This is a genomic window from Alteromonas sp. AWQ4_252, assembly GCF_056158205.1.
Map to the genome: position 1 here is coordinate 3,506,575 of NZ_JBSWSV010000001.1, position 22,312 is coordinate 3,528,886.

20 protein-coding genes are annotated in these 22,312 nt (G+C 45.5%); 11 read left to right on the top strand and 9 right to left on the bottom strand.

Going from position 1 to position 22,312, the window contains the following annotated elements:
- The first annotated feature begins 126 nt into the window (after positions 1–126).
- Positions 127–2,139, top strand: coding sequence for a bifunctional tRNA (5-methylaminomethyl-2-thiouridine)(34)-methyltransferase MnmC2/FAD-dependent 5-carboxymethylaminomethyl-2-thiouridine(34) oxidoreductase MnmC1 (gene mnmC / locus ACXACM_RS15375; RefSeq protein WP_474822826.1), 2,013 nt, complete (start codon positions 127–129; stop codon positions 2,137–2,139).
- 88 nt (positions 2,140–2,227) lie between these two features.
- Here mnmC and ACXACM_RS15380 read toward each other — a convergent pair whose 3' ends face one another.
- The 6 genes from ACXACM_RS15380 to ACXACM_RS15405 form a co-directional block, all read right to left on the bottom strand.
- Complete coding sequence (locus ACXACM_RS15380; protein WP_474822827.1) at positions 2,228–2,965, bottom strand: FlgO family outer membrane protein; 738 nt, start codon at positions 2,963–2,965, stop codon at positions 2,228–2,230.
- A gap of 4 nt (positions 2,966–2,969) precedes the next feature.
- Positions 2,970–3,719: a FlgO family outer membrane protein gene (locus ACXACM_RS15385; RefSeq protein WP_474822828.1), complete on the bottom strand. Its 750-nt coding sequence runs from the start codon at positions 3,717–3,719 to the stop codon at positions 2,970–2,972.
- 4 nt (positions 3,720–3,723) lie between these two features.
- On the bottom strand, positions 3,724–4,341 hold the full coding sequence (locus ACXACM_RS15390; RefSeq protein WP_474822830.1) for a FlgO family outer membrane protein: 618 nt from the start codon (positions 4,339–4,341) through the stop codon (positions 3,724–3,726).
- A 157-nt stretch (positions 4,342–4,498) separates the two neighbouring features.
- Positions 4,499–4,804 carry a YfcL family protein gene (locus tag ACXACM_RS15395; protein WP_474822832.1) on the bottom strand — a complete coding sequence of 102 codons (306 nt, stop codon included), beginning with the start codon at positions 4,802–4,804 and terminating at the stop codon, positions 4,499–4,501.
- 14 nt (positions 4,805–4,818) lie between these two features.
- Positions 4,819–5,943, bottom strand: a complete 1,125-nt coding sequence (locus tag ACXACM_RS15400; RefSeq protein ID WP_474822834.1) for an ATP-NAD kinase family protein — start codon at positions 5,941–5,943, stop codon at positions 4,819–4,821.
- On the bottom strand, positions 5,940–6,521 hold the full coding sequence (locus tag ACXACM_RS15405; protein ID WP_474822835.1) for an elongation factor P hydroxylase: 582 nt from the start codon (positions 6,519–6,521) through the stop codon (positions 5,940–5,942). Before ACXACM_RS15405 ends, ACXACM_RS15400 begins: the two co-directional genes overlap by 4 nt.
- A gap of 290 nt (positions 6,522–6,811) precedes the next feature.
- Between ACXACM_RS15405 and ACXACM_RS15410 the strand changes: the two genes are divergently transcribed.
- Positions 6,812–7,270, top strand: coding sequence for an acyl-CoA thioesterase (locus ACXACM_RS15410; protein WP_474822836.1), 459 nt, complete (start codon positions 6,812–6,814; stop codon positions 7,268–7,270).
- Entirely contained in the window at positions 7,267–8,373 is a 1,107-nt protein-coding gene (locus tag ACXACM_RS15415) for a retropepsin-like aspartic protease family protein (RefSeq protein ID WP_474822838.1), read from the top strand. Before ACXACM_RS15410 ends, ACXACM_RS15415 begins: the two co-directional genes overlap by 4 nt.
- On the opposite strand, the gene ACXACM_RS15420 is transcribed toward ACXACM_RS15415, so the two are convergent.
- Complete coding sequence (locus ACXACM_RS15420; protein ID WP_474822840.1) at positions 8,363–9,976, bottom strand: GMC family oxidoreductase; 1,614 nt, start codon at positions 9,974–9,976, stop codon at positions 8,363–8,365. The two genes, ACXACM_RS15415 and ACXACM_RS15420, sit on opposite strands and share 11 nt — an antisense overlap.
- A 215-nt stretch (positions 9,977–10,191) precedes the next feature.
- On the opposite strand from ACXACM_RS15420, the gene ACXACM_RS15425 reads away from it, so the two are divergent.
- Positions 10,192–11,256, top strand: coding sequence for a patatin-like phospholipase family protein (locus tag ACXACM_RS15425; protein ID WP_474822841.1), 1,065 nt, complete (start codon positions 10,192–10,194; stop codon positions 11,254–11,256).
- Positions 11,257–11,500: 244 nt separating this feature from the next.
- Positions 11,501–12,910: a hypothetical protein gene (locus ACXACM_RS15430; protein ID WP_474822843.1), complete on the top strand. Its 1,410-nt coding sequence runs from the start codon at positions 11,501–11,503 to the stop codon at positions 12,908–12,910.
- A gap of 38 nt (positions 12,911–12,948) precedes the next feature.
- On the opposite strand, the gene ACXACM_RS15435 is transcribed toward ACXACM_RS15430, so the two are convergent.
- Positions 12,949–13,323, bottom strand: coding sequence for a VOC family protein (locus ACXACM_RS15435; protein ID WP_474822844.1), 375 nt, complete (start codon positions 13,321–13,323; stop codon positions 12,949–12,951).
- Positions 13,324–13,507: 184 nt separating this feature from the next.
- Positions 13,508–14,218: a fatty acid metabolism transcriptional regulator FadR gene (gene fadR, locus ACXACM_RS15440; RefSeq protein WP_474822845.1), complete on the bottom strand. Its 711-nt coding sequence runs from the start codon at positions 14,216–14,218 to the stop codon at positions 13,508–13,510.
- A gap of 119 nt (positions 14,219–14,337) precedes the next feature.
- On the opposite strand from fadR, the gene ACXACM_RS15445 reads away from it, so the two are divergent.
- The 6 genes from ACXACM_RS15445 (at position 14,338) to ACXACM_RS15470 (ending at position 22,109) form a co-directional block, all read left to right on the top strand.
- Positions 14,338–14,469 carry a hypothetical protein gene (locus ACXACM_RS15445; RefSeq protein WP_474822847.1) on the top strand — a complete coding sequence of 44 codons (132 nt, stop codon included), beginning with the start codon at positions 14,338–14,340 and terminating at the stop codon, positions 14,467–14,469.
- 314 nt (positions 14,470–14,783) lie between these two features.
- The gene (locus ACXACM_RS15450) at positions 14,784–17,090 is read left to right on the top strand and encodes a TonB-dependent receptor (RefSeq protein WP_474822848.1); all 2,307 of its coding nucleotides are present in this window, start codon (positions 14,784–14,786) and stop codon (positions 17,088–17,090) included.
- Between the two features lie 442 nt (positions 17,091–17,532).
- The gene (locus ACXACM_RS15455) at positions 17,533–19,062 is read left to right on the top strand and encodes a tetratricopeptide repeat protein (RefSeq protein ID WP_474822849.1); all 1,530 of its coding nucleotides are present in this window, start codon (positions 17,533–17,535) and stop codon (positions 19,060–19,062) included.
- Between the two features lie 69 nt (positions 19,063–19,131).
- Entirely contained in the window at positions 19,132–21,207 is a 2,076-nt protein-coding gene (locus ACXACM_RS15460; protein ID WP_474822851.1) for an amidohydrolase family protein, read from the top strand.
- A gap of 482 nt (positions 21,208–21,689) precedes the next feature.
- On the top strand, positions 21,690–21,872 hold the full coding sequence (locus ACXACM_RS15465) for a hypothetical protein (protein ID WP_474822852.1): 183 nt from the start codon (positions 21,690–21,692) through the stop codon (positions 21,870–21,872).
- A gap of 33 nt (positions 21,873–21,905) precedes the next feature.
- Complete coding sequence (locus ACXACM_RS15470; RefSeq protein ID WP_474822853.1) at positions 21,906–22,109, top strand: hypothetical protein; 204 nt, start codon at positions 21,906–21,908, stop codon at positions 22,107–22,109.
- Positions 22,110–22,312: the final 203 nt, after the last annotated feature.

The following is a 22,312-nucleotide window of genomic DNA, read 5'->3' on the forward strand; positions in this document are numbered from 1 at the left end:
ACCGCATAAATAATCGATGTTATGTTCAACTGCGTTCAATAATGCAGCGAACAACACATCGTTAACTTTGCTCACTGTACCATGCAAGGTATTATCACCCAACCACAGACTGACCCAATTAGATTAGTGAAACCACAGCACGCACAAGTCCATTTCAATGAGCAGGGTACACCTGTTGCCGATCATTTTGATGACGTTTATTTTTCAAACGACAGCGGCATCGATGAAACCCGCCATGTATTCATAGCCGGTAACGATTTACCTGAGCGCTGGCTAAGCCATACCCGTTGTTTTTTTGTTATCGCTGAAACTGGCTTTGGCACCGGCTTAAACTGCTTAGTGGTAATGGATGCATTTCGTCAGTTTCGCGAACAAAACCCAGGTCACCCTCTTAGACAGCTGTTCATTTTAACTACTGAAAGGTTTCCGCTAAACAAGCCAGACTTACAACAGGCCCTTTCCGGTTTTACCGTTCTGGCAGAACCAGCCTCACAGCTTATAGCACAATATCCAATTGCCATTGAAGGTTGTCACAGATTGCATTTTGACTCCTATTCAACGACGCTGGATTTATGGATAGGTGATGTCCACGGCGTATTGCCACAATGGCATGTTCCTGAAGACGGGCTAATAGATGCCTGGTTTCTCGATGGTTTCGCGCCAAGCAAAAACCCTGACATGTGGACTGACGCATTATTTTCACAAATGGGACGGGTAACACGAAAAGGTGGAACTTTCGGCACATTTACGGCAGCGGGCGTAGTAAAGCGCGGATTAAAAAGCGCAGGCTTTACCATAGAAAAGCGCAATGGTTTTGGCCGTAAACGTGACATGTTATGCGGCATGTATGATGGCGGGCCTTCACCACTGTGTGCACCTCCCTATGCGCGATTCACTGGCGACCCCGTGACAAAGCACGATCGCGTGGCAATTATCGGCGGCGGAATAGCTGCCGTGATGACCGCTCGCGCTCTTGCCAGGCACGGCATAGCCAGTACATTGATTTGTGCAGACAGCGAACTGGCTTTAGGGGCATCCGGCAATCCAAGGGGAGGTTTTTACCCCCAGCTTCACAGTGAAGCCAGTCATGCCAGCTTACTACAGGCGCAAAGCTTCGCCTTCGCAAGACGTTATTACGACAACCTGACCAAGCCTTTTGACCATGACTGGTGCGGTGTATTGCAGTTGAATTTTAATGATAAGGTACAGCTCCGTCAGGAAAAGCTCATTGCTAACAATATCTGGCCTGCGTCATTGATTCACCCCCTTAATGAAAAAGCCACCAATGAAATGGCAGGTCTTCCTGTTGATAGCACGAGTTTGTATATTCCTCTGGGCGGTTGGATTTCTCCCCCGCAGTTGGTTCATGCCATCCTAGGCGAAACGGAAGATTTGATCGAGGTTCGATATGACTCCCCGGTAGTGGATGTCACACTGGATGAAAACCGGGTTCGGGTAACCACAGATAAAGGAAACGAAACCTTTGACTACGTTATCATTGCCACCGGGGCAGGCTCTGTTGAGTTAGATGTGTTAAATTGTCTCCCTATGCGTCCGGTAAGAGGCCAGGTAGAAGCAATTCCTGCCAATCGGGAAACGACGAAATTAAAAACAGTGTTATGTCACAAAGGATATATGACACCAGCGGTCGCTGACCGGCATGCACTTGGCTCAACCTATACTAAGAATGATTTGGGGCAGGATGTCAGAAATGAAGATACAGAAACAAATTTATCTACCCACTATCGCGCCCTTCCTAACGCAGGTTGGCTGCAAAAACTTATTCACGATGGTAGTGCCAGGGCTGCAGTCCGTCTTGCACTACCCGACCACCAGCCCGCAGTGGGCCAGGTTCTGCCTGCATCTACGCTAGTCCATCGATACCAAGCCCTTGGTGTCGGCAAACCTCTTAGTTCACAGCCTATCATTTTGAACAGCCGAATATATACGCTCACGGGGCTTGGCTCTCGAGGCCTAACTACCGCTCCATTAATGGCAGAAATACTGGCAGCACAACTTACGCATACGCCATTGCCTTTAAGTGAATCGCTTTTGCAGGCAGTATCGCCACTAAGGTTTGTAATAAGAGGATGTATAAGGGGGGAAGCGCTTCAGACTACTCTTGATGGAGATGGTTAATCGCAACAAGTAGACTAGTCTGAAGCTAACAACATTTTAAACTCACCCATTAAGTATAGAGAGAAATAACCAAATAGCTATATAGCCTTTAGTCTAACTCTTTACTATTTCGGACGGCTAATGCCGGACTGTTTAGTTGTGTCACGATGAACGCGGGGATCAACAAACTGGAACTGGCCACGACTTGTTTATTTTGTGTCGAAACGATCCTCGCATTTACTCGCACGCCACGAGATTCCTCAATGAGTGTGCCAGTCAGGATGTGGTCCATGTGCATTTGTCTCGCTAACTTTTCTCCACTTCTGCCCATAGCTACGTCACCATATGGTGTAATGACTAAGTCGTCAGTCACCTTAAAGTCTACTACGCCAAGCCCATATTGCTGGAGTTCCGCAATTAATAACTCAGACAGTTGATTGCCCATAACCGTAGGCTCCTGAAGAGAACGGTTTAAACGGACAAAACTGGTAACGCCAATGAGATCTTTATGACTCATGGCACTCGCATTATCCATCAGTTGCATAGCAAGCTGTGATGCATAATCGATCAGCCCTTTATGGGTGCTATCAGGATGATAACCTGTAGTTAGTGGGTCTTGCCAGTTACCTTGCACTGGGGCCTGTGTAGCGTTGAGACGGTCCTGCGAATCAGGCTGATATGACAACCCCCGCTTTGCCATTGACTCTGTCATTATGGGCGTCTTTGTACTACTTTGGGAATTATCGTTGTCACCCATCACGGCATGAAATTGGTTATCCAGGGCCTGACAACCACAAAGCAGTGTCAGAAATGGCAAAGCCAAAAGGTATGATTGAAGTTTGATCATGGTACTACCCTCGAGTCAGCTTAACGCCATCCCTTATGCCGCCTTTACCATTACTGTCACTAGGAATCAGCGCATCTACCACATAAAAGGGAATAAGCAACTGTGCTGATGCTACCACTGCCCGACTTTCTATACCCAATATACGCGCATTCACTAATACACCGCCCTGGTGCTTTGCCATAGTCCCCGTTAATACATACTCAATAGGCAGACTACTGTTTAAATCGAGGTAATCACGGCTTAGCAGGAAGTCACCTTGCTCGGTCACCCGAATGTAATCTGTTGCTTTGTAGTCAACCACGGGAATACGGTATTTGTGAAGTTCATGGATAAAGGATTCCGCCATTTGATGACCAAGCAAATTCGTTTCCTGCAAATCGGAATCGAGCATAGCAAAGTTGGTAACCGCCACCGGAGTTTTATTTGTCACATACTCCATGTTGGATATGAGATCCTGCGCCATATTCTTGACGTAATCTCCAACATGCTTGGTCAATGGCCGACCTTGATAAGCACCTTGCACACTACTGTACAATTGTGGCTGTGCCACCGCGCCGAAGTTATCGGGCTCGTCATCAGCCTCAGCCATAACAGGCGCTCGTTCTTCCGCCCGGATATCCATAACATTCATTACCGGTTCTGCCGGTTGCAGTACATCACGATCTGCTGACTCTTCCTGCCACATAGCACAGCCCGACAAGAGTAATGCTGCCATTACTATCGCTAACCCTTTCGACTGAAATTGCATTGTCATAGCCCTACCCTTTTACTCTGTACAGACGTCCACTGCGCGACGTAACTTTTTCCGCATTCCAGAACAACCCTTCCGGAAAGAAACGGGTCGCGGCAGCAACCACGTCTTTCGTTCTGGCATTTACGACTCTGGCGTTAACCATGGCACCCGCTTGCTGTCGAACAATGGTACCCGTAATATAAAAATCTACTCGCTCAATACCAGGAAGCTTTTCAATATCCCGGGTAAGTACCCGGTCTGATGACTCACTGATAATTATATCGTCCGTCATTTTAAACTCTTGAGTGGTATAACCGCGCTTTGTTGCTTCTGTGATTAAACCTTCTTCAAGTTGATGACCCAGCATCATAAGTGGGTCCTGGTTTTGTGGGGAGAACGCAAGGGAATCTGCAGGAACGAAACCCACCACTGCGTATTTTGCCTGGCGGGAAGGTCTAAGCTGAGCAAATAACTCGTTAGCCAGCACATACGTGTGGTACTCCATATTCCCCAGAGCGGGTAACGCCATATTTTCTTGCTGCATAACGGTCGCAGGAGGTTCGCTGGCACAGCCAGATAGTGTGCATGCTGTCAAAAAGGCTGCCGTAGCCCAGCTTCCCATCTTCTCTTGTTTGTGGATCATATCGCCAGCTCAATTCCAGTAATAAAACATGAATACTGGTTTGCATCGCAATTTTCATACCACATGATGACGTCAAGGAAATGTCGTGGATATGGCGAAATAGCCACGCTTAATGATATAAAAAGAAAAAAAGCGGCAATTCAATGCCGCCTTTTCACTAATTTTGACTTACTGAGGAAAGAAGGCGTTGCCACAATGCCGTGACGTTTTGTTGATCTGCGTCATCCAGCTCTTTGTTCTCAAAAGCAGAAGTCAGACTTCCCATCATGGCTTCATCAAGACGTGCTAGAGAAGCGTCGGCATCCATTTCCTGCTGTCTCGCAATAACGGCGAAATGCCCTTGCAAATAACTAGCAATAAACAGCTCCTCATCGCTACCATGATCTACCACGCTGTCCAAGGCTGATTCAATCTGCCCAATGTAGTCGATAAAAGCGGTAGAGGCCGCCGCTGGATAATGCATATATTTTGCTCCTGTCACATTGCCGGATACAGGACTTTATCCCGGTAGCCGGTAATAACTGAAAAATAGCCTGTCAAAGCGGCATCCAGTTCAGCGTCACCAGTGTCTAACCGCAATGGTCGACCTTCCAGTGCCTGTAACTTTGCTTTCGTCGCCACTATTAACATATCTTCTTTGCTCAAGTGTCGTAGAAAAGGCGGTGATAACTGCTGATTCCCTCGCCCGAAAATGTGTCCCTGACCGCCGATTAAAGTAATAACCAGCTTACATGGTCTATTTGCCGTCATTTCTACAAGCTGACGCGCCGTCACGTCTGAGGCTATTACCTCACCTCCCTTTACCACATCGACACCAAGCAACGTGTTTTCAAATTGCTGCAACGCCATAACACCGGCAACTGTCGAACCCGAGCCCATGACAAAGAAGGTGTCCGGTTCGTCTTCCATGATGTCCTGGATATAGGCAGCAATATCATCAAGTACGAGCTCGTCGCTTTCCTTGCCTCCCATTTTTACTGCCTGTACGTACTCAAGGTCATTGGGTACTCGCATCTCACCAAAGGGTTTGGCCAATACCTTGCCCGAACGAAAAGCGGTTTCGTCGATATCCCGAACTTCGGCGTCAACCTCACTTACCAGCTCCCCATTGACCATCTTAGCGACTACTTCTCCTGCCGCAGGCGGGGTCACCGCATACACCCCAGAGTGAATTTTGCATCCGGCAGGTACGCCGAGCACTGGCAAGGTGTTTTCTATCACTTTGCATACATTTCTGGCTGTACCATCGCCTCCGGCGAACAACAACAGGTCAACGCCAACTTCACGCATTGCGCGTACCGCAGCTTCAGTATCTTCAGCTTCGGTTTGTGAATGATGCGGCGTATACACCAGGCTATAAGAAAAACCAAGTGACCGGGCAACATCTTCCCCCATGGAGCCCGCAGCGGTATAGATGTGAATTTTTGCTTGTTGAGGCACTAATTTTTGGAGCGCCCGCGCCATTTTCTTTTCCGCTTGTAACTCGGCTCCTGCCGCGAGGGCCTGAGATCGGATAGCTTCACCATCACTGCCTTTAAGCGCAAGCGCACCACCAATTCCTGAATACGGATTCACCACCAGACCTAGTCTAAATATAGTCATAAACCCAGTGCCATTGTTCGCGTTATTTGTGGGGTCTGAAAGGTGGCATAAAGCGCTGTTAACAACATTTGTGCTCGTATGGGAAAGCCTTTATCGCAATAAGCTAGCAATTGATTGTGAACTGCACGGGTAAAACTTTCTCTGTCTGGCTCTGCGCCATTTAGGTTGTCGGTGCTAACGCGAAATCGTCGACCAGACGCCAATGTAAACGCCCACTCTAACGCCTGGGGTTTTACTTCAACCTGTTCAAATGCCTGTTGTTGTTTTGCGTCCCTTCCATCAGGGCAATACCAATAGCCGTAGTCTTCTTGCAGTCGCCTCCCGGGGCCAGCGATGCACCAGTGAGCAATTTCATGTAATGCACTGGCGTAAAAGCCATGGGCAAAAACTATTTGGTGATAAGGCGTAGATTGATTTGCTGGTATATATACAGGCTCATTGTCTCCGCGAATTAACCGAGTGTTGTATCGCTCGAAAAAAACGCGATGGAACAGTGCAATTAATCTATCTACGTCTGGGTCGTTGTCGCCACCTGCGAATTGGTTGGCGTCGAAATTAATCGGTTCTACGGCATTCATTTACAATTAAATTTTTTCCATAAGGGCGTGAAAGAAGAAACTGCAACGTTTACAGAAGCGGCATAGTATCAAAAAGCCAATTACCAGAACAACTCAATAACGATAAAGCCAATTGCGATGTCACCCGGTAAACCTACTGTCCATTACCAACATTGGCGAAGTATCAGGCAATCGGCTTGAAAACAGGATTATCACAATACTTTGCTCGATAACCGGGCTTGCCCGCAATGAGCAACTAATGGCAAACTGCTTTCATCATGTTTCACTGCAGATCAGGAATTCCACTTTTCATGCCCGATTGTATTCAAACCCATATAACATGGCGGCGGCCTGAACCGTTTGTGGATCCTTGGCAGATTAGTGAACAAGATATAGATCACTACCAGCATGTGAATAACGTCGCATACCTCGCCCGTGTTGAATCTCTGGCATGGAAGCACAGCAATCATTTAGGTTTACAGTTTAGTGATTACCAACAAGCTGGCAAAGGTATGGTTATTCGTCGCCACGAGCTCGATTACTTACTTCCCGCTCATTTGGGCGACACGCTCGCCTGTGCAACATGGATCACCGGCTGTCACAAAGCCATACGGCTCACCCGCGAATTTCAATTCGTTTGCACCCGCCGATTAAAAACCGTATTTTCTGCCCACACACAGTTTGTCTGTGTATCGCTGCAAAGCGGTGCGCCAACAAGAATGCCCGACACATTTAAGCATATTTACGGCAATGCAGTGAGTGACTTATGAAAGCGATGCTGACGTCTTTCTTAGCTATCTCTATTACCTTAAACGGGTGGCTGTTTTATCAGCTACACAATATTCCCGCGGACGACAAGATAGAGAGAGTCACAGAACGTATCACAGATCCTCGTATCAGTGATTTAGAAAGTACAGATGAGTCAACGACTTCATCAGACAACTATGAAGCCGCTACAGAGCTGACACTTTCCACTCTCTCCGCGAGGCTGCAAACATGGTTTACCAATAACGACCCACGTTTTTACAGTGCCCTGTCGGAGGCGCTTCGCACCTACCCTGACAACTGGGATTTGCTACTCCTTGAAGCTGAATGGGTTAAACGTGAGTCAACGCTTAGCGATGCCATAATTCAGTACTACAAAATTCTTGAGAAACGACCGCCCTTTGCGTTAAACAAGTCTATCAATGAAACGATCAACCTTTTACTCACAGAGGCAATTCAAAGACTACGCCGTGCCGGAGACTGGGAAACGCTGGCAGTATTTATCGAGCCCCTGTACCAATTCCTGCCGGACGAACGCGTGCTTGTCGTTCAGCTCGCAGAAGCCTATGCAAACCAAGATAAGCTAACTTTGATGGAAAGCGTACTAGCATCATTACCTGAAGACGACATGGACGCGCTGCGCATCAGAGAAACCGCTTATACAACAACGGCCACCGCCCCTGTTCACGAACCAAAAAGAGAAAATCGGGTCTCAGCAGATGCCTACGCTATGGAAGTGACACGTCAGGGCGACCATTTTTTAGCCCCCATATCTCTTAACAATTACAACACAGCGCTTCTCATTGATACAGGGGCATCTGTCACCAGCGTGACTTTTGACGTTTACAAACGCTTACGTGCCAATGGAGGCATGAAAAACATGGGTAAGTTTACTGTGAACACGGCAGGAGGCCCGGTAGAGGCAACCATGATGTTGTTGGAAAACGTGACATTTGGTCCCTACGCATTACAAAACGTGGCCATCATGGTGATGCCGCCAAATACCCTGGAGGGCACTGACGGGCTTTTGGGAATGAATATACTACGTCGTTTCGATTTTCATTTAGATCAGCGCAACAGCGCTTTGCAATTAAGCGCTATTCACTAGCAATAAAATCCGCAACTCTTTCTGCGATCATAATCGTAGGAGCATTTGTGTTACCGCCAATAAGTGATGGCATGACCGACGCATCAACCACCCGTAACCCGTCTATACCTATTACTTTACAGCGGTTATCAACAACCGCCATTGGGTCATCACGCCTTCCCATTTTGCAGGTCCCGACAGGATGATAAATGCTCTGGGCTTCCTCTCGTATAAAGTCCTCAATAGCATCATCACTGTCTGTTTCAGTTGCAGGCGCAACTTGTTTACCGCGATACCCGTCAAACGAAGCACTACCTACAATTTTCTGCGCTAACTTCACACCATCGACTAAAACCCTAAGATCATCCTCATTGCAGAGATAGTTAGGCGCAATCAGGGGTTTAACGGTGGGATCTTTACTTTGCAGCTGAACAGCGCCCCGGCTTTTAGGGTACAAGCAACACACGTGAACGCCAAAACCATACCCGTATACCAATTGCCTCCCGTGATCTGCCAGTATCGCAGGTAGAAAATGAAACTGAATATCTGGCTCTCCTTTTGCTGCAAGGCTGGAACTGGCGAATCCTCCAGCTTCTGCGATATTAGACGACAACAGTCCATTACGTCCAAAGACATATTTAGCTGATGCGCTGATATACTTTGGTGTCGCAGAAATGGCGACCCCATAACCGGCTGGTTTTATACTCTGATATTGTACGATGGCATCTAAGTGGTCCTGTAAATTGGCCCCCACACCCGGAAGGACTTTTCGCACCGTCACCCCCTTATCTTGCAGCGAATCTTTCGGTCCAATACCTGATAACATTAGAAGGTGAGGAGAATTAATTGCGCCACCACATAGCACGACTTCTCGAGACGCCAGAATTCGACACTGTTTGTCTTTTATCCGTGCCTCAACCCCTTCAGCACGCCCGTTATTCAACAGTATTTTTTCTGCAACCGCATGAGTGATAACTGTGAGATTTGGTCTGTTCAAGGCTGGATTTAAGTAAGCCTGAGCCGTAGACCAACGACGCCCATCTTTTTGAGTCACATCATAGAAGCCCAGCCCTTCGCGATCATCCCGATTAAAATCGGCGCGATTTGGCAACCCAACGTAGCTCGACGCGTTTACAAAACACTGGGACAACGGATCTTTATGTTTTAACGCTTCAACCCGAAGAGGCCCATCAACACCGTGAAACTCATCTTCTTTACCATAAAAATCTTCTGACTTTTTGAACCAGGGCAGCACATCTTCAAATGACCAACCTTCTGCACCCATCGCTTGCCATCGGTCATAATCCTGTTTCTGCCCGCGGATATAACACATGGCATTCAACGAACTACTGCCTCCAAGGGTTTTTCCCCGAGGCCAGAAAAGTGATCGATTGTTCAAGGCTTTTTGCGCAATAGTGTGATAGCCCCAGTTAAGACTTTTAAAGCGACTGAGTAGCGCTAAACCAAATGGCACGTGAATACACGGGTTAGTGTCTTTACCACCAGCTTCCAATAAACATACATTAACTGTAGGGTTTTCAGAAAGCCTGCTTGCCATGACTGCCCCGGCTGAGCCAGCCCCAATGACTACATAATCGAATTTTGTTCTCACTGCCCGACTCAACAGAAAAAGCAACTCCTCTTACCAGTCTATCAAACTCGTGATAAATGAAAAGAAATTTAACAATTTTAAAACACTCTTATTACCTCTCTTTGGTGCCTTTTTAACGTTCGTTTTTCTCTATGGCGACGATTGCTATTTCCCGTTTTCCTGTACTGTGTGATCACTTTAGGCTTAATCACGGTAGTCACAATATATTTGTCAAAAAGAGGTATATTATGTCCCACCAATACAAGGCAGTATCGTCGATTTCAACTTCCGGGAAAAAAGAAGTAAAAACGGCTTTGGTGGCAGAAGGTGGTGGACAGCGCGGCATTTTTACCGCTGGCGTCCTGGACACCTGGTTGGCTCGGGATTTTGATCCGTTCAACATTCTTATCGGCACATCAGCAGGCTCACAAAACCTAACCAGCTTTGTGGCTCGCCAGCCAGGTTATGCCAAGCGATTAATTCGTGGTTTAACCCGTCACAAACGTTTTTTTCATATGGGCAGAGGTCTGGTTGGTAAGCATATTGTCGATTTAGATTGGTATTTCGAAAAAACCCAGGAAGCCAAGCGCAAATTAGATTTTGACACCGCGACAAAAAACGTAAACCACCGAGAAATTCTGTTTACGGCAACTAATGTCAGAGACAGAAAAGCATATTATTTTAATCCGCTCAAAAGTAACCACGCCTGGGTTGATTTAATTAAAGCTTCCAGTGCGCTGCCTTTGCTTTACAAACAAGGCGTGCCCTTATCGATTAGTCATAGTAATAAGGCTGCGGCTCAAACCGACTATTTCCTTGATGGTGGTCTTGCAGCACCACTTCCCGTGATGGAAGCCTACAATCGGGGCGCGAGACACATAGTTGTCATTAGAACAGTAGATACGGGTTTTCAGGCTCAGTCTGCCTGGTTGGCTCGTTTAAGCGGCCTTTTGTGCACAGCAGGCCATTGTCCGAAGACCATAGATTATTTGCTGCAACACGAACGCGCTTACCAAAGAGAATTAGCCTTTATGGCTAGTCCTCCGGATGATGTTACTGTCACTCAAATTTTTGCACCTTCCCGGCTACAAAGTAAGTTATTAGGAAGTACGGATGAAGAGCTCAGACACGATTACAGAATGGGAATTGAAGCAGGGTCTGACTTTCTGACTGGATATAACAACATGAGTTATTCAGGGTCAGTCACTCAGAGAATCGTCTCTTCAGGGCAGGTGATTACAAGGGGTATGACGAATAAAACGCACAGCCAAGAGTGCGTTCGAGACGCGTCAGATGAAAGGTTAACAGCCTAATTATCGACATCGTCCCTCTTCTCACACAAACAAGGAATATGACAAACGGTTTCTAGCAATAAAAAAGTGCTAATAGAGTTCGTTGAAAACTTTGATATTATTGAAAGAAATACTAAATTAAATAGGATATATTACTAGTGTTTGTCTACATTAGTTAGTATTAGTGTGCCTTGAAGGCTGAGCCTTGGACGAAGCACAACAATAATTTCAATTACGGTATTATTATTGCCGTTCAAGGAAAACAGTGAATCGTAAGCCTATCCAAGCTGATAGTCAGTATGTACATCAGATAAAACAACTTATTGATTTAGTTGAGCCTGCAGATACAGGGATCTCATCAGTCGTTATGTATGCTAAACGCTACTTTACGTTAACGCCTCCGATGAAAAATCACGCGACTGAACTGGCTTCTGAATTACGGGCAATGGCAAAAAGTCAGGTTGAAGATAAAGATATTCTGGCTTTAAAAAAAAAGTATGACGACATTCTTGAGCGGTTACACAGCGAACACTTTGAAAGACAAAAGATTATCCGGGATGTTGTCGAGCGTTTACTGTTACTGACTGAAGGCGATACGTGGGAAGAAACCCAGCAAAATAGTGCTAAATTTCTGGGCAGTGTAGTAATGATGACACGTGGGAACAGCAGTAGTTATCAAAAGCTCCATCAGCGCCTTAAGCCACTTTATAAAGCAGTATTGTCCTTGCGTCTTATGGATAAACTACTCAAAGATGGTGCTTTAACAAATACTTACTTGAGTAACTCTGCCCATCTTGCAGACCGGTACAATAACGACAACCTTAAACATGAATGGCAAGAACGCATTGCAGTACCTGTTATTGTAGCCGCAGTTTTACAGGATATTGGTTTACACCACCCGGACGCCATTGTTATTTTGAACGGCGAGGATAAACGCAAAGATCCCTATCGTATGCTAGAGGACACTGACAGAAAAGCACTCCTAAAAACTAACTATCAGGCCACGCTTACTTTTATAAAAAATGGAATATCACTGGCGTCTCCCGATGAAGACGGCACAGATGAAGCCGCTGTTAAAAACACTGAAGCGTTTTTGCTGGATCTTGTTCAGGATACATTTACGGGCCGCTCGGGCATTGGGGATATAATAAAAATTCCTCAAGTCTATGCTTCCATCGTATTATCGACCAAGCCTGGTTATAGCCGCCTGGATCTTCCTAAGGGGTATATGATTATTGAACAAATGGCTAAGCGAGGAAACGTAAATAGTCGGCTTGCAGAACATTTTGTTAACTTGGTTGGTTACTTCCCACAAGGTTTCGGCGTGAGCTTTATACCAGTCAATGAAAAAGGTATTGAAAAAGACCAGTACGAGTACGCCATTGTTTCGCAACTAAACCCAGCAAAGCCTGCTAGTCCGGTTTGTCGAATCGTAACCCGAAATCTCACTTTTGTGACAAACGGTAAAGACGAAATCATACCTAAAGATCGCAACCTTTTCTTTACTTCGGCCAAACAAAAACTGATGAGAATAGACCGCTCACGTCTGATTGAAATTATGAGTCAACTGACTAAAAACTTTAATGAAGACGATTTAGACCAGGTCATACCAGCTTTTTGGGAGCCTTCAGACTTTTTCGCAGACAAACGCAATCAGACTGCTTGGAAGAAGTAGCCTTTTATTCTCTGCGGGCAGAATAAAACAGGAAAGAGTTATTTTAACGAGTGCAGGCCTATCATATTCCCTTCCGTGTCATGTAATAGCGCGATAAAACCATACTGTCCGATGGAAAACTTCTCCCGTAATATTGTGGTACCTGTTTCTTTGGCCCGCGCCAGTTCAACGGCACAGTCGTCACAGGAAAAGTACACCAACGTACTATTCGCCCCAGCTTTCATGTCAGTCATTTTGACTAGTGCGCCGCTGCTTCCGTATGAAGCCATGTCTGAGGGAAACCCCAGCATATGTACACCACTCTCACTTGGATCAGTGATTTCTTCTAATGTAACTTGAAACACCTGCTCATAAAATGCGGTGGCCCTTGGTAAATCATCAACATAAATCTCAAACCAACCTACAGGGTTCATATCGCCTCCGTTGCCAGTATCCAATAGTTCAAATATTAACCTACTACAGTTAACCTCAACGCAAAAGCAATATTTAAAACGGGTACTTAAAAAGTGAGAATAGGAGAATGAGAGGAAAAATGTGAACGACAAATAACGGGCACAAAAAAAGAGGCTAACAGCCTCTTTTTCACTATAGATTCTTTTAATCAACCAAGTCTTTCGGCATATCTTCGCGAATTTGTTCCCATACTTTACCCGATTCAATACCGTATTCGCGGATCACATTGGGGACTTTTTCGTATTCACCGTTTTCTGCTACGGCAAGTAATTTACTGTAGAAGTTTTTGGCTACATCCCGAGCTGCCTGGTCTGCGAAATAGTACCCTCCGATACGGGAATACAAGCCTCGGAATCCATTCATCATCAACACAAAAACTTTATTCCCGCTCGCTAGCGCAAGGTCGTGATTAAGCTGGTAATCAAACTGGGCAAACACTTTGCCGTCTTCTTCCAACGTTTTATATCTGGAAATGATTTCAATCGACGCGTCTGGGTTATTTCTGATAGCGGCACGGATAAATACCGCACTTAAATTCGTTCTGGCAGCGAGTAGGTTGTCAACCAATTCAGGAATACCTGCTTGATCTAATCTTGCTAGCGTTTCCAGAATATTCAGGCCACAGGTTTCCCAGAAGTTATTAACTTTGGTGGGTTTTCCATGCTGAATGGTAAGCCAGCCGTCTCTGGCTAAGCGTTGCAACACTTCTCTAAGTGTTGTCCTGGTGACACCAATGAGTTCAGACAGCTCACGCTCGGCGGGCAAAATAGTGCCTGGTGGAAACCTGCCACTCCAAATAGACTCAACGATGTATTCCTCGGCAAAACCTGCAGGACTCTGGGCTTTATAGATCATTTGACTCGCCTGAATGTACTTTTTATTGTCAAACTGATTGTACCAGATACGTTTTCATTAACACAATCAATATATCTGCTTTGCAAGCCTGTTCATACGAATACCAGTAAAGATGATAGATGCGTTTATTACCCAACCTGGCTCTGGCTGTGCCACAGGGCGAATTTCCTCAGAACGCCAAGCTTAGTGCCATGGATAAATTTGGGTATGAATACATAGAATTGTTCTTTATCCAAATAGTGATTGTCTAGTTAAAGGCGTCTTAATGTAATAAAACAAAACTAACAAGATAAATTTCTTTTTTAAGGATATCAGAGCTTGTTGTTACTTATAAAAAAGAAATAATATCATTAAGTTAAAACAAAAAACTATACAAAATTACGAAAATCACTTGCACAAAAGACAATCATTATGCTTAATAGACATGACAATATGTCATTAGCGTTAATATAATAATCATATCGCTTCTGCCTGCGTATTGTTGGCGTTAAAAATCGGCGTAGTTTCCTCTGGGAATCACCCGAACGTAAACCAATAAAAAGCAAGTGATAGAGGGAAAATTTTAATGAAGCTTAATAAATTGACTGTGGCAGTTGCAATAGCAACAAGCTCACTACACTCCATGGTATTAGCCAACGATACTATAGAAAAAATTACCGTCACATCCCGGCAGGTTGAGGAAAGTATTCAGGAAATTCCGCTAGCCGTTACTGCACTCACCGGTGCTGATATTGAACAAGCCGGACTGGAAGATCTGCGGGATATTACACATATGATTGCAGGCCTGCAGATGGACGGATACCCTGGGAAAGTATATACCACCCCGACCATTCGCGGTCTGGCACAGGTTTCCCGTAGTGATGACGAAAACAATACGTCTATATTTATCGATGGCGTATATGTATCCGGTCGAGACGGTCTGGATTCGAGCTTGCTCGATCTGGAACGAATTGAGGTTGTTAAAGGCCCTCAGGGCGCATTGTATGGTCGCAATAGCTATGCGGGTGCAATTAACTTTATAACTCGCAAAGCCAGCGACGTTTTCGAGTCTAGAGTCAGTGCCACTGTGGGAAATTACGGTAAAGTAAAGACCTCTCTGATGGTAACAGGCCCCATTGCGGAAGGGCTCTATTACCGAGCGAATATGACCTACGATGACTGGGATGGGGGTTACGAAAACACTAACGACGGTTCCGACATTGGAGGCTACAAGTCTAATTTTTACAGCGGTTCACTGCGGTACGATGGTATTGAAAACTTCGAGGCTAACCTGAACACATACTATTCTGTAGATAAAATTGACGTTAATGCGCAGGCCATTATAGACGGTAACTGTCAGGCGCCCACTTCCGCTATATTTCCGGAAGGCTATACATTTCAGCGTTACTGCGGTGAGGTACCATCACTGGACCGTGACGACTCGGAAATCTGGACATTTACCACTGTAGCACCGCGTGGTGACCGGATGTTGAGCCGGACCAGCCTGAATATGACTTACGATTTTAAGACAACCCGCCTAACATCCATTACCGGTTACAACTATATGGAAATGTCAGCCGTTACCGATCAGGATCGTCAGCTTGAAGGTACTAACTACTGGCTGTCGGATTTCTCCGGTTTCGTTACTCTGCCCTCTTACGTAGCTTTTGGTAATCAGCGTCATGCCGAATGGAGCCAGGAACTACGTCTGCACAATACCGATAACAGCCCATTGCAATGGTTAGTCGGTGCTAGTTATTACGAACTTAAACGCGAAGTACGTTCCTGGTTCGGTATTGACGACTCCAGCCTTGAAGAGGATCAAACTGCAGTTTCATTCTTCGCACCATTCACCGATTTATCCGGTGGATTTCCGTCAAATCTGTTTGATGAACTAGTTAATTATGGCGGACTTACAGGCGACGGCACCAACCGCACTGAAACAGCAGCAGTCTACGGCTCTTTAAATTATTCACTCAGTGACGAGTGGACAATTCGCGGTGAACTCCGCTTCACAGAAGAAACGAAAAGTCTGGTAGATCCAGTAACAGCAAGGGACCAGGAACAGGACTGGACGTTTGTTACACCACGGGCCTCTGTGGATTATCAGATGACGCCAGATATCCTGTTCTATGGTTCGATTGCCCAAGGCGTAAAATCAGGTGGTTTTAATGCGCCTAACGCTGCACTGCCAGAAGAATTCGAATCCTATGATGAAGAGAGCAACTGGACATACGAGATTGGTATGAAATCAGACTGGTTTGATCAACGTCTGCGAGTAAATACTGCAATCTTTGATGTAGAAATGGAAGGCATTCAAACCTCTTCCCAAATTGAAGGCACTACAGTATTCACAGTTCAGAATGCAGGCGAAGGACGTTCAAGAGGTTTTGAATTGGAAGTTGCCGGCGTGTTGAACGATCAGCTTGAAACAGGATTTGGTTATGCCTTGGCAGACGCAAAATTTACAGATGCAGAGGACGGCAACCTTGCCTCGATAGTAGGTTTAGTCGACGGTATTGATTCGGTATCTCTTAATGGTCAGCAATTACCGCGTATGTCTAAACACACTTTTAATGCGCAAATGATTTACCGCACGCAACTCACTGCTGAAATGGAACTTTTCGCACGGATTGACGGACGTTATGAGTCGAAGAAGAAGGGGTCCAATCACGACGCACTCGATTACGTCGGCGCACGCACTGTTGTAAATACAAGCTTAGGCGTTACCTCAGAAAAATGGGAAGCTTCTTTTTGGGTAAGAAATCTGTTTGATAATGACACACCGCTTATCGCGGGCAGCACACTGTTTTTGGGTGATTTTAACCGCTTGCCTACCGTTGCGATGGGCGAGCCAAGAACATTCGGTATAACAGGGACCTATCATTTCTAACAAACAAAAAAATTTCGCCTCGTAGTTCGGGGCGAAATAGATATATTTTTATCATACCGTATAAGCTCTTCCATATTCTTACAAAATTGTTCCGACTTTAGGCCGAATTAAGATTCGTGAACTCCCCAAGGGATAACGCCCTTATAAAAAAAGTTTAGACTCTGTTTATCATTAGCATTAAATAATAATGAGCTTGGCGCTATTGTAGCAATAGCGGCAGTATAACCAGCTCAAGCAGCTTTACGTGTCTGAGCAATAGAAAATCGCAGACTAAATCAGTTGTTAACAAAAGCAATGCTTTTGCCCTCAACACTTGAAAATGAAATGATTACACACCCGTTTATTTTTTATACAATAAAAAGCTCAAGGAAGCATTACTCGGATTAAGTTGAACCGTCTTTCCTGTTAGCAACTTCATATATGAGAGTAAATAGGGATATACATGATGATGTTCACTACACCTCGTTTGAGTTTACTGGCAGCAATATTTCTTTTTAGTAGCATGGATGTTTGTTGCAACGAACTAGTCGATAACCAGAACAAAGCGCTGCCTAGTTTAGGCAGATCGGGCGCCGTTGACTTTACTGTATCTTGTAGTGAGGAAGCGCAAGAGGCTATGAATACGGGTGTCGCTCTTCTACATCACATGATGTACGCTCAAGCTGAAAGGCATTTTGATAGCTGGATAAAGCGTGAAGAAGGCTGTGCAATGCTGTACTGGGGATATTCTATGTCTCTGTTTCATCCGTTGTGGCCGGATAAAATATCCGAAGAGGCCACCCTCAGGGGTGAAAAGGCGATAACTAAAGCGAAAAGTTTGGCAAAGACCAAGCGAGAAACTGGGTATATAACCGCGGCTGCGGCTTACTATTACGAGTGGCAAACCCTTCCCGAAACAAAACGCCTTGCTCGTTGGGCTGAAAAACACGAAAAATTGGCAGAGCTTTTTCCCGAAGATATCGACGCGGTGGCCTTTCATGCTCTTGCTTTGCTAGTTACCGCCTCTAAGAAAGATGCAACATACAGTCAAAATCAACATGCAGGCAGGAAACTGGAAAATCTGTTGATTAATTATCCGGATCATCCTGGTGCCGTCCATTATGCCATTCATGCCTACGACAACCCAATATTGGCAGACAAAGCGATGTCTATTGCCAGATCGTATGACAAAATTGCACCTGACGTACCCCACGCTTTACATATGCCCAGTCATATTTTTGTGCGATTAGGGATGTGGAAAGATGCTGTGAGCTGGAATGTACGATCTGCCAATGCCGCGCTACAACATTCCAATAAAGAGTTAACATCTATGCATTATGCCCACGCTCTGGATTACCTGGTTTACAGTTACATGCAATTGAACCAAAAGGCTTTAGCACAGCAAGCCTTTGAAGAAGTAGCGCTTCACCCGCCTATGCCACCCACATTCCCCGTTGCTTATGCCCTAGCAAGCATACCCGCAAGAATAGCATTAGAAAGTCATCAGTGGCGTGACGCCAGTCAACTTCCGATAAAATCGCCAAGTTACATCAATTGGACAGCATTTCCACAAATAGAAGCGATTACCTATTTCAGTCGTGGTGTAGGTGCTGCCAGAAACAACGATATTAACGCTGCAAAGCAAAGCCTGGCAGAACTGCACAAGTTATTGAATGAAACAAAGGGCACCAGCCCTACGTATTGGGCGATTCTGGTGGAGGCGCAAGTCCACGCCGTTGATGCATGGATTAACTACGCTCAAGGAAATGCTCAGCAAGCCATCTCCCTACTCGTTTTAGCAGCCGACCTTGAAGACTCTGTTGATAAAGACCCCGTTACGCCTGGCGCGGTATTACCAATCCGCGAGCAGTTAGGTGATATGTACGTGCTTGTAGGAGACGAGGCAAACGCTAAGATAGCCTATGAGACGTGTTTAAACACGAACCGAAATAGAACCAACAGCACAACAGCTTTACGTGCGCTGGAAAGATGATTCACCAACAGGCAACCTGATTCCCTGGCTCAGAGTTAGTTACTGTAAAACATTGTAAGGAAACGTAATATGCGACTCACGACAACTGCCATTGTGCTGACATGCTTGTCAGCATGTACCGGAGAAACACCTACGGAACAACAACATAACACCATAAGCCAACAAGACGCTTCCAATTCTAATGCAACTTTTGACGTTCTGTTCGGCGGTGTAGACGTTGGTGATTTAGTGGTTGTTAACAACGGCACAAAAATGACTATTGATTATGGTTTTAGTAACAATGGTCGAGGGGCTGAGAGCGCCGAAACATTACTTCTGTCTGAAACAGGTGTGCCAGTAAGTTGGAGCATCACCGGCAAAACGACGTTTGGAAATGAGGTAGACGAATATTTTGAAGTGGTTGATGGGCAAGCAACATGGCAATCGGCTGCAGGCAAAGGTCAGGATAGTCACGATACTAAATCACTCTATATCGCCCAGGACCCAAGCCCTTATGCATACTATGTGTATGCAAAAACTGTGTTAGATGCAGGCGGAGAACCCTACCCTGCCTTACCTGCCGGGCAAATAACCGTTATCGCAAAACGTGAGGTTAGTTTAAACGGAAGTAACGGTGAAATTGACGGCATCGTTTATGCCGTTGGTGGTATTGATTTGGACCCTACCTACGTATTGATGGACGACAAGCAAGCATTCCTAGGAGTATTGTGGCCAAACGTCGCAGTATTGTCGCAAAAACTCATCGGCGAAGACAAACGGTTACGAGAATTGGCCGCGACCTTAAATAGCGAGCGATTTGAAAATATCGCCGACAAAGTTACCCACACGTTTGACCTTCCGGTGCGAGTCAATAACGTCCGTATATTTAACCCGTCCTTATTAGCATTATCCCCCCCCGCTTCAGTGATAGTTGAAGGCGAAACGATTACCGCCATCGAACCTGTTCAGACTGCGCCACGAGACGGTGAGGTACTCATTGATGGTGAAGGCGGAACTTTGATAGCCGGACTTTATGATATGCATGGGCATGTGGGCGATGATCAAGCCCTTTTAAATGTACTCGCAGGCGTTACCGGCATTCGGGATATGGGTAACGAAGACGACGTGTTAAACGCACTTATCGAAAAAATTGATAGTGGTACGCTCATCGGCCCCAGGATCACCAAAAGTGGTTTTATAGAAGGAAAAAGCGAGTTCAGCGCCGCGACAGGTGAATTAGTAACGACTAAAGAAGAGGCCATTGCGCAAGTTCGAAAATACGCAGAGAAGGGTTACTGGCAAATTAAAATTTATAACTCAATGAATGGCGAGTGGGTGCCGGACATTGTCACAGAAGCACATAAATTAGGCCTGCGTGTAGCCGGTCACGTGCCTGCTTTTTATCGTGCAGACCAAATGATAGAAGCCGGCTATGACGAACTTACTCACATCAATCAAATAATGCTGGGTTGGGTGCTGTCACCAGATGAAGACACCCGTACCTTATTCAGAATTACGGGTATGAAACGTTTTGTCGATTTGGATTTATCAAACGAGAAAGTTGAAAATACTCTTGATCTTATGGTGAAAAATAATGTTGTCCATGACCCGACAGCCGTTATTCACGAATACGCTATGACCGGGCGAAACGGTGTAACAAACACTGCCGTTATCGACTACATCGACCACATGCCTATCAGCGTGCAACGCGATGCAAAGTCCGCCATGTTAAATGTGGCTGATGAGGCTGAAGACAAAGCCTATTTGGCTGCTTTCGATAAAATTATATCAACGCTGTCATTAATGCATGAACGTGGCATTATGTTAGTTCCCGGCACAGATATGGGCGGAGAATTCTTTCTCCACCGCGAGTTGGAGCTTTTCGAAAAAATTGGTATGAGCCCTGCTGAAGTATTAAAACGCGCCTCCTACGACATGGCACAGTATCTGGGCCATGATGACTATGGAAGTATTGAAGTAGGTAAAAAAGCAGACTTTTTCCTGGTGCCTGGTGACCCTACTGGTAACCTGAAAGCGATAAAAACAATCTCACTGGTAACCACTAAAGGCAAGTTTTACTTTCCAAGTGAAGTTTATCCTGAATTCGGTATTCGGCCATTCACTGGGATCCCCAGTGTCACTAAACCATTAGTGTCTGCACAATAGTCATTAAACGGAGGTTTGCATGAATAGGTGTGAAATGGCGTTGCTCACTATTTTGACCATTATGCTTACCGGCTGTGCCGTCAAATAACCTTTGAACAAGCTCAGACAGCTAAACCAGGGGGCTTTGGTTTCGGTTCTAATTTATTCAATAGCTTCGAATAGCCAATATTTCTCACAATAGCGATGTCAGTGTCACTGATATCGCTAAATCAGTCTCACAGATTTAAGTGTAAAAACTACATTCCCAAGCACATTTTTCCCTCTTAAAAGTAAGAGGAATGACGCTGAGTGATTTTTCTCATTCCTTCACGTCCCACTATTAACCAAGCTTCCCCAGCTCACACCTCTTTTTGAACAACCTGGCATCTCATTTGTAAGTTAACCGTAACAGAAGGTTCATAGGTACCTTGTCTTCTCCTTAATTAGCGGAGTCAATCTGCGAAGTGGAGATACCTGATACCGCGACACAAGAAGACGTAATTATGACAAGCAAAGAAGTAAGCAAAGACGATAGTGCAGTAAACAAGAACGATAAGCTAGAAGACTCTGAAGCTGAGGCGGCCAGCCCAATAGCTGACTCCGTTGCCGGGGAAGAAGATCCGGGCTCGGCACTTGAGGAGCTCGTGGAGGAGCAGCGAAAAGAGAACCGTAAGCGCAGCGATTAAAACCCTAAAAGCAACACAATACAGAGGTGATCTATGAAACAAAACACTGGGAGTATCGAAAACTACATGGGTCTTAAAACCGCCATTGCCAATGGCGAAACACAGACAGTGAAAGTTATGCTAGCTGACCAGACAATGACTGAGATTGAAAAAAGCTATCTGATTGACTTTGCAAACCTTGCTGGAAACCAGGAAATGATCAGTATATTGAAGTCTATCCCAACAAAACATGGTTAATTTCACCCCTGCCTTTACAAACCGAAGGGCTACTGTAGACAGCGAATATCAACGGCAAGCAGCGGCAATTTTCCTTAATAATTGTTACCAAAGGTCACGGAGAAGTTGTGGCAGGAAACCATATCGTCGAGTTAAAACAATGGGCTCGTTTTTCCTACCACTTGGCATCATTGACGTTACGTATCGTAGCTTGTCTGACTGCC

Coding starts and splice junctions, on each gene's coding strand:
- ACXACM_RS15380 (WP_474822827.1), bottom strand. CDS start 2,965: ATGATCAAACTTCAATCATACCTTTTGGCTTTGCCATTTCTGACACTG.
- ACXACM_RS15385 (WP_474822828.1), bottom strand. CDS start 3,719: ATGACAATGCAATTTCAGTCGAAAGGGTTAGCGATAGTAATGGCAGCA.
- ACXACM_RS15390 (WP_474822830.1), bottom strand. CDS start 4,341: ATGATCCACAAACAAGAGAAGATGGGAAGCTGGGCTACGGCAGCCTTT.
- ACXACM_RS15405 (WP_474822835.1), bottom strand. CDS start 6,521: ATGAATGCCGTAGAACCGATTAATTTCGACGCCAACCAATTCGCAGGT.
- ACXACM_RS15425 (WP_474822841.1), top strand. CDS start 10,192: ATGTCCCACCAATACAAGGCAGTATCGTCGATTTCAACTTCCGGGAAA.
- ACXACM_RS15455 (WP_474822849.1), top strand. CDS start 17,533: ATGATGATGTTCACTACACCTCGTTTGAGTTTACTGGCAGCAATATTT.
- ACXACM_RS15450 (WP_474822848.1), top strand. CDS start 14,784: ATGAAGCTTAATAAATTGACTGTGGCAGTTGCAATAGCAACAAGCTCA.
- ACXACM_RS15470 (WP_474822853.1), top strand. CDS start 21,906: ATGAAACAAAACACTGGGAGTATCGAAAACTACATGGGTCTTAAAACC.
- ACXACM_RS15400 (WP_474822834.1), bottom strand. CDS start 5,943: ATGACTATATTTAGACTAGGTCTGGTGGTGAATCCGTATTCAGGAATT.
- ACXACM_RS15435 (WP_474822844.1), bottom strand. CDS start 13,323: ATGAACCCTGTAGGTTGGTTTGAGATTTATGTTGATGATTTACCAAGG.
- ACXACM_RS15460 (WP_474822851.1), top strand. CDS start 19,132: ATGCGACTCACGACAACTGCCATTGTGCTGACATGCTTGTCAGCATGT.
- fadR (WP_474822845.1), bottom strand. CDS start 14,218: ATGATCTATAAAGCCCAGAGTCCTGCAGGTTTTGCCGAGGAATACATC.
- ACXACM_RS15410 (WP_474822836.1), top strand. CDS start 6,812: ATGCCCGATTGTATTCAAACCCATATAACATGGCGGCGGCCTGAACCG.
- ACXACM_RS15445 (WP_474822847.1), top strand. CDS start 14,338: ATGCGTTTATTACCCAACCTGGCTCTGGCTGTGCCACAGGGCGAATTT.
- ACXACM_RS15465 (WP_474822852.1), top strand. CDS start 21,690: ATGACAAGCAAAGAAGTAAGCAAAGACGATAGTGCAGTAAACAAGAAC.
- ACXACM_RS15395 (WP_474822832.1), bottom strand. CDS start 4,804: ATGCATTATCCAGCGGCGGCCTCTACCGCTTTTATCGACTACATTGGG.
- ACXACM_RS15415 (WP_474822838.1), top strand. CDS start 7,267: ATGAAAGCGATGCTGACGTCTTTCTTAGCTATCTCTATTACCTTAAAC.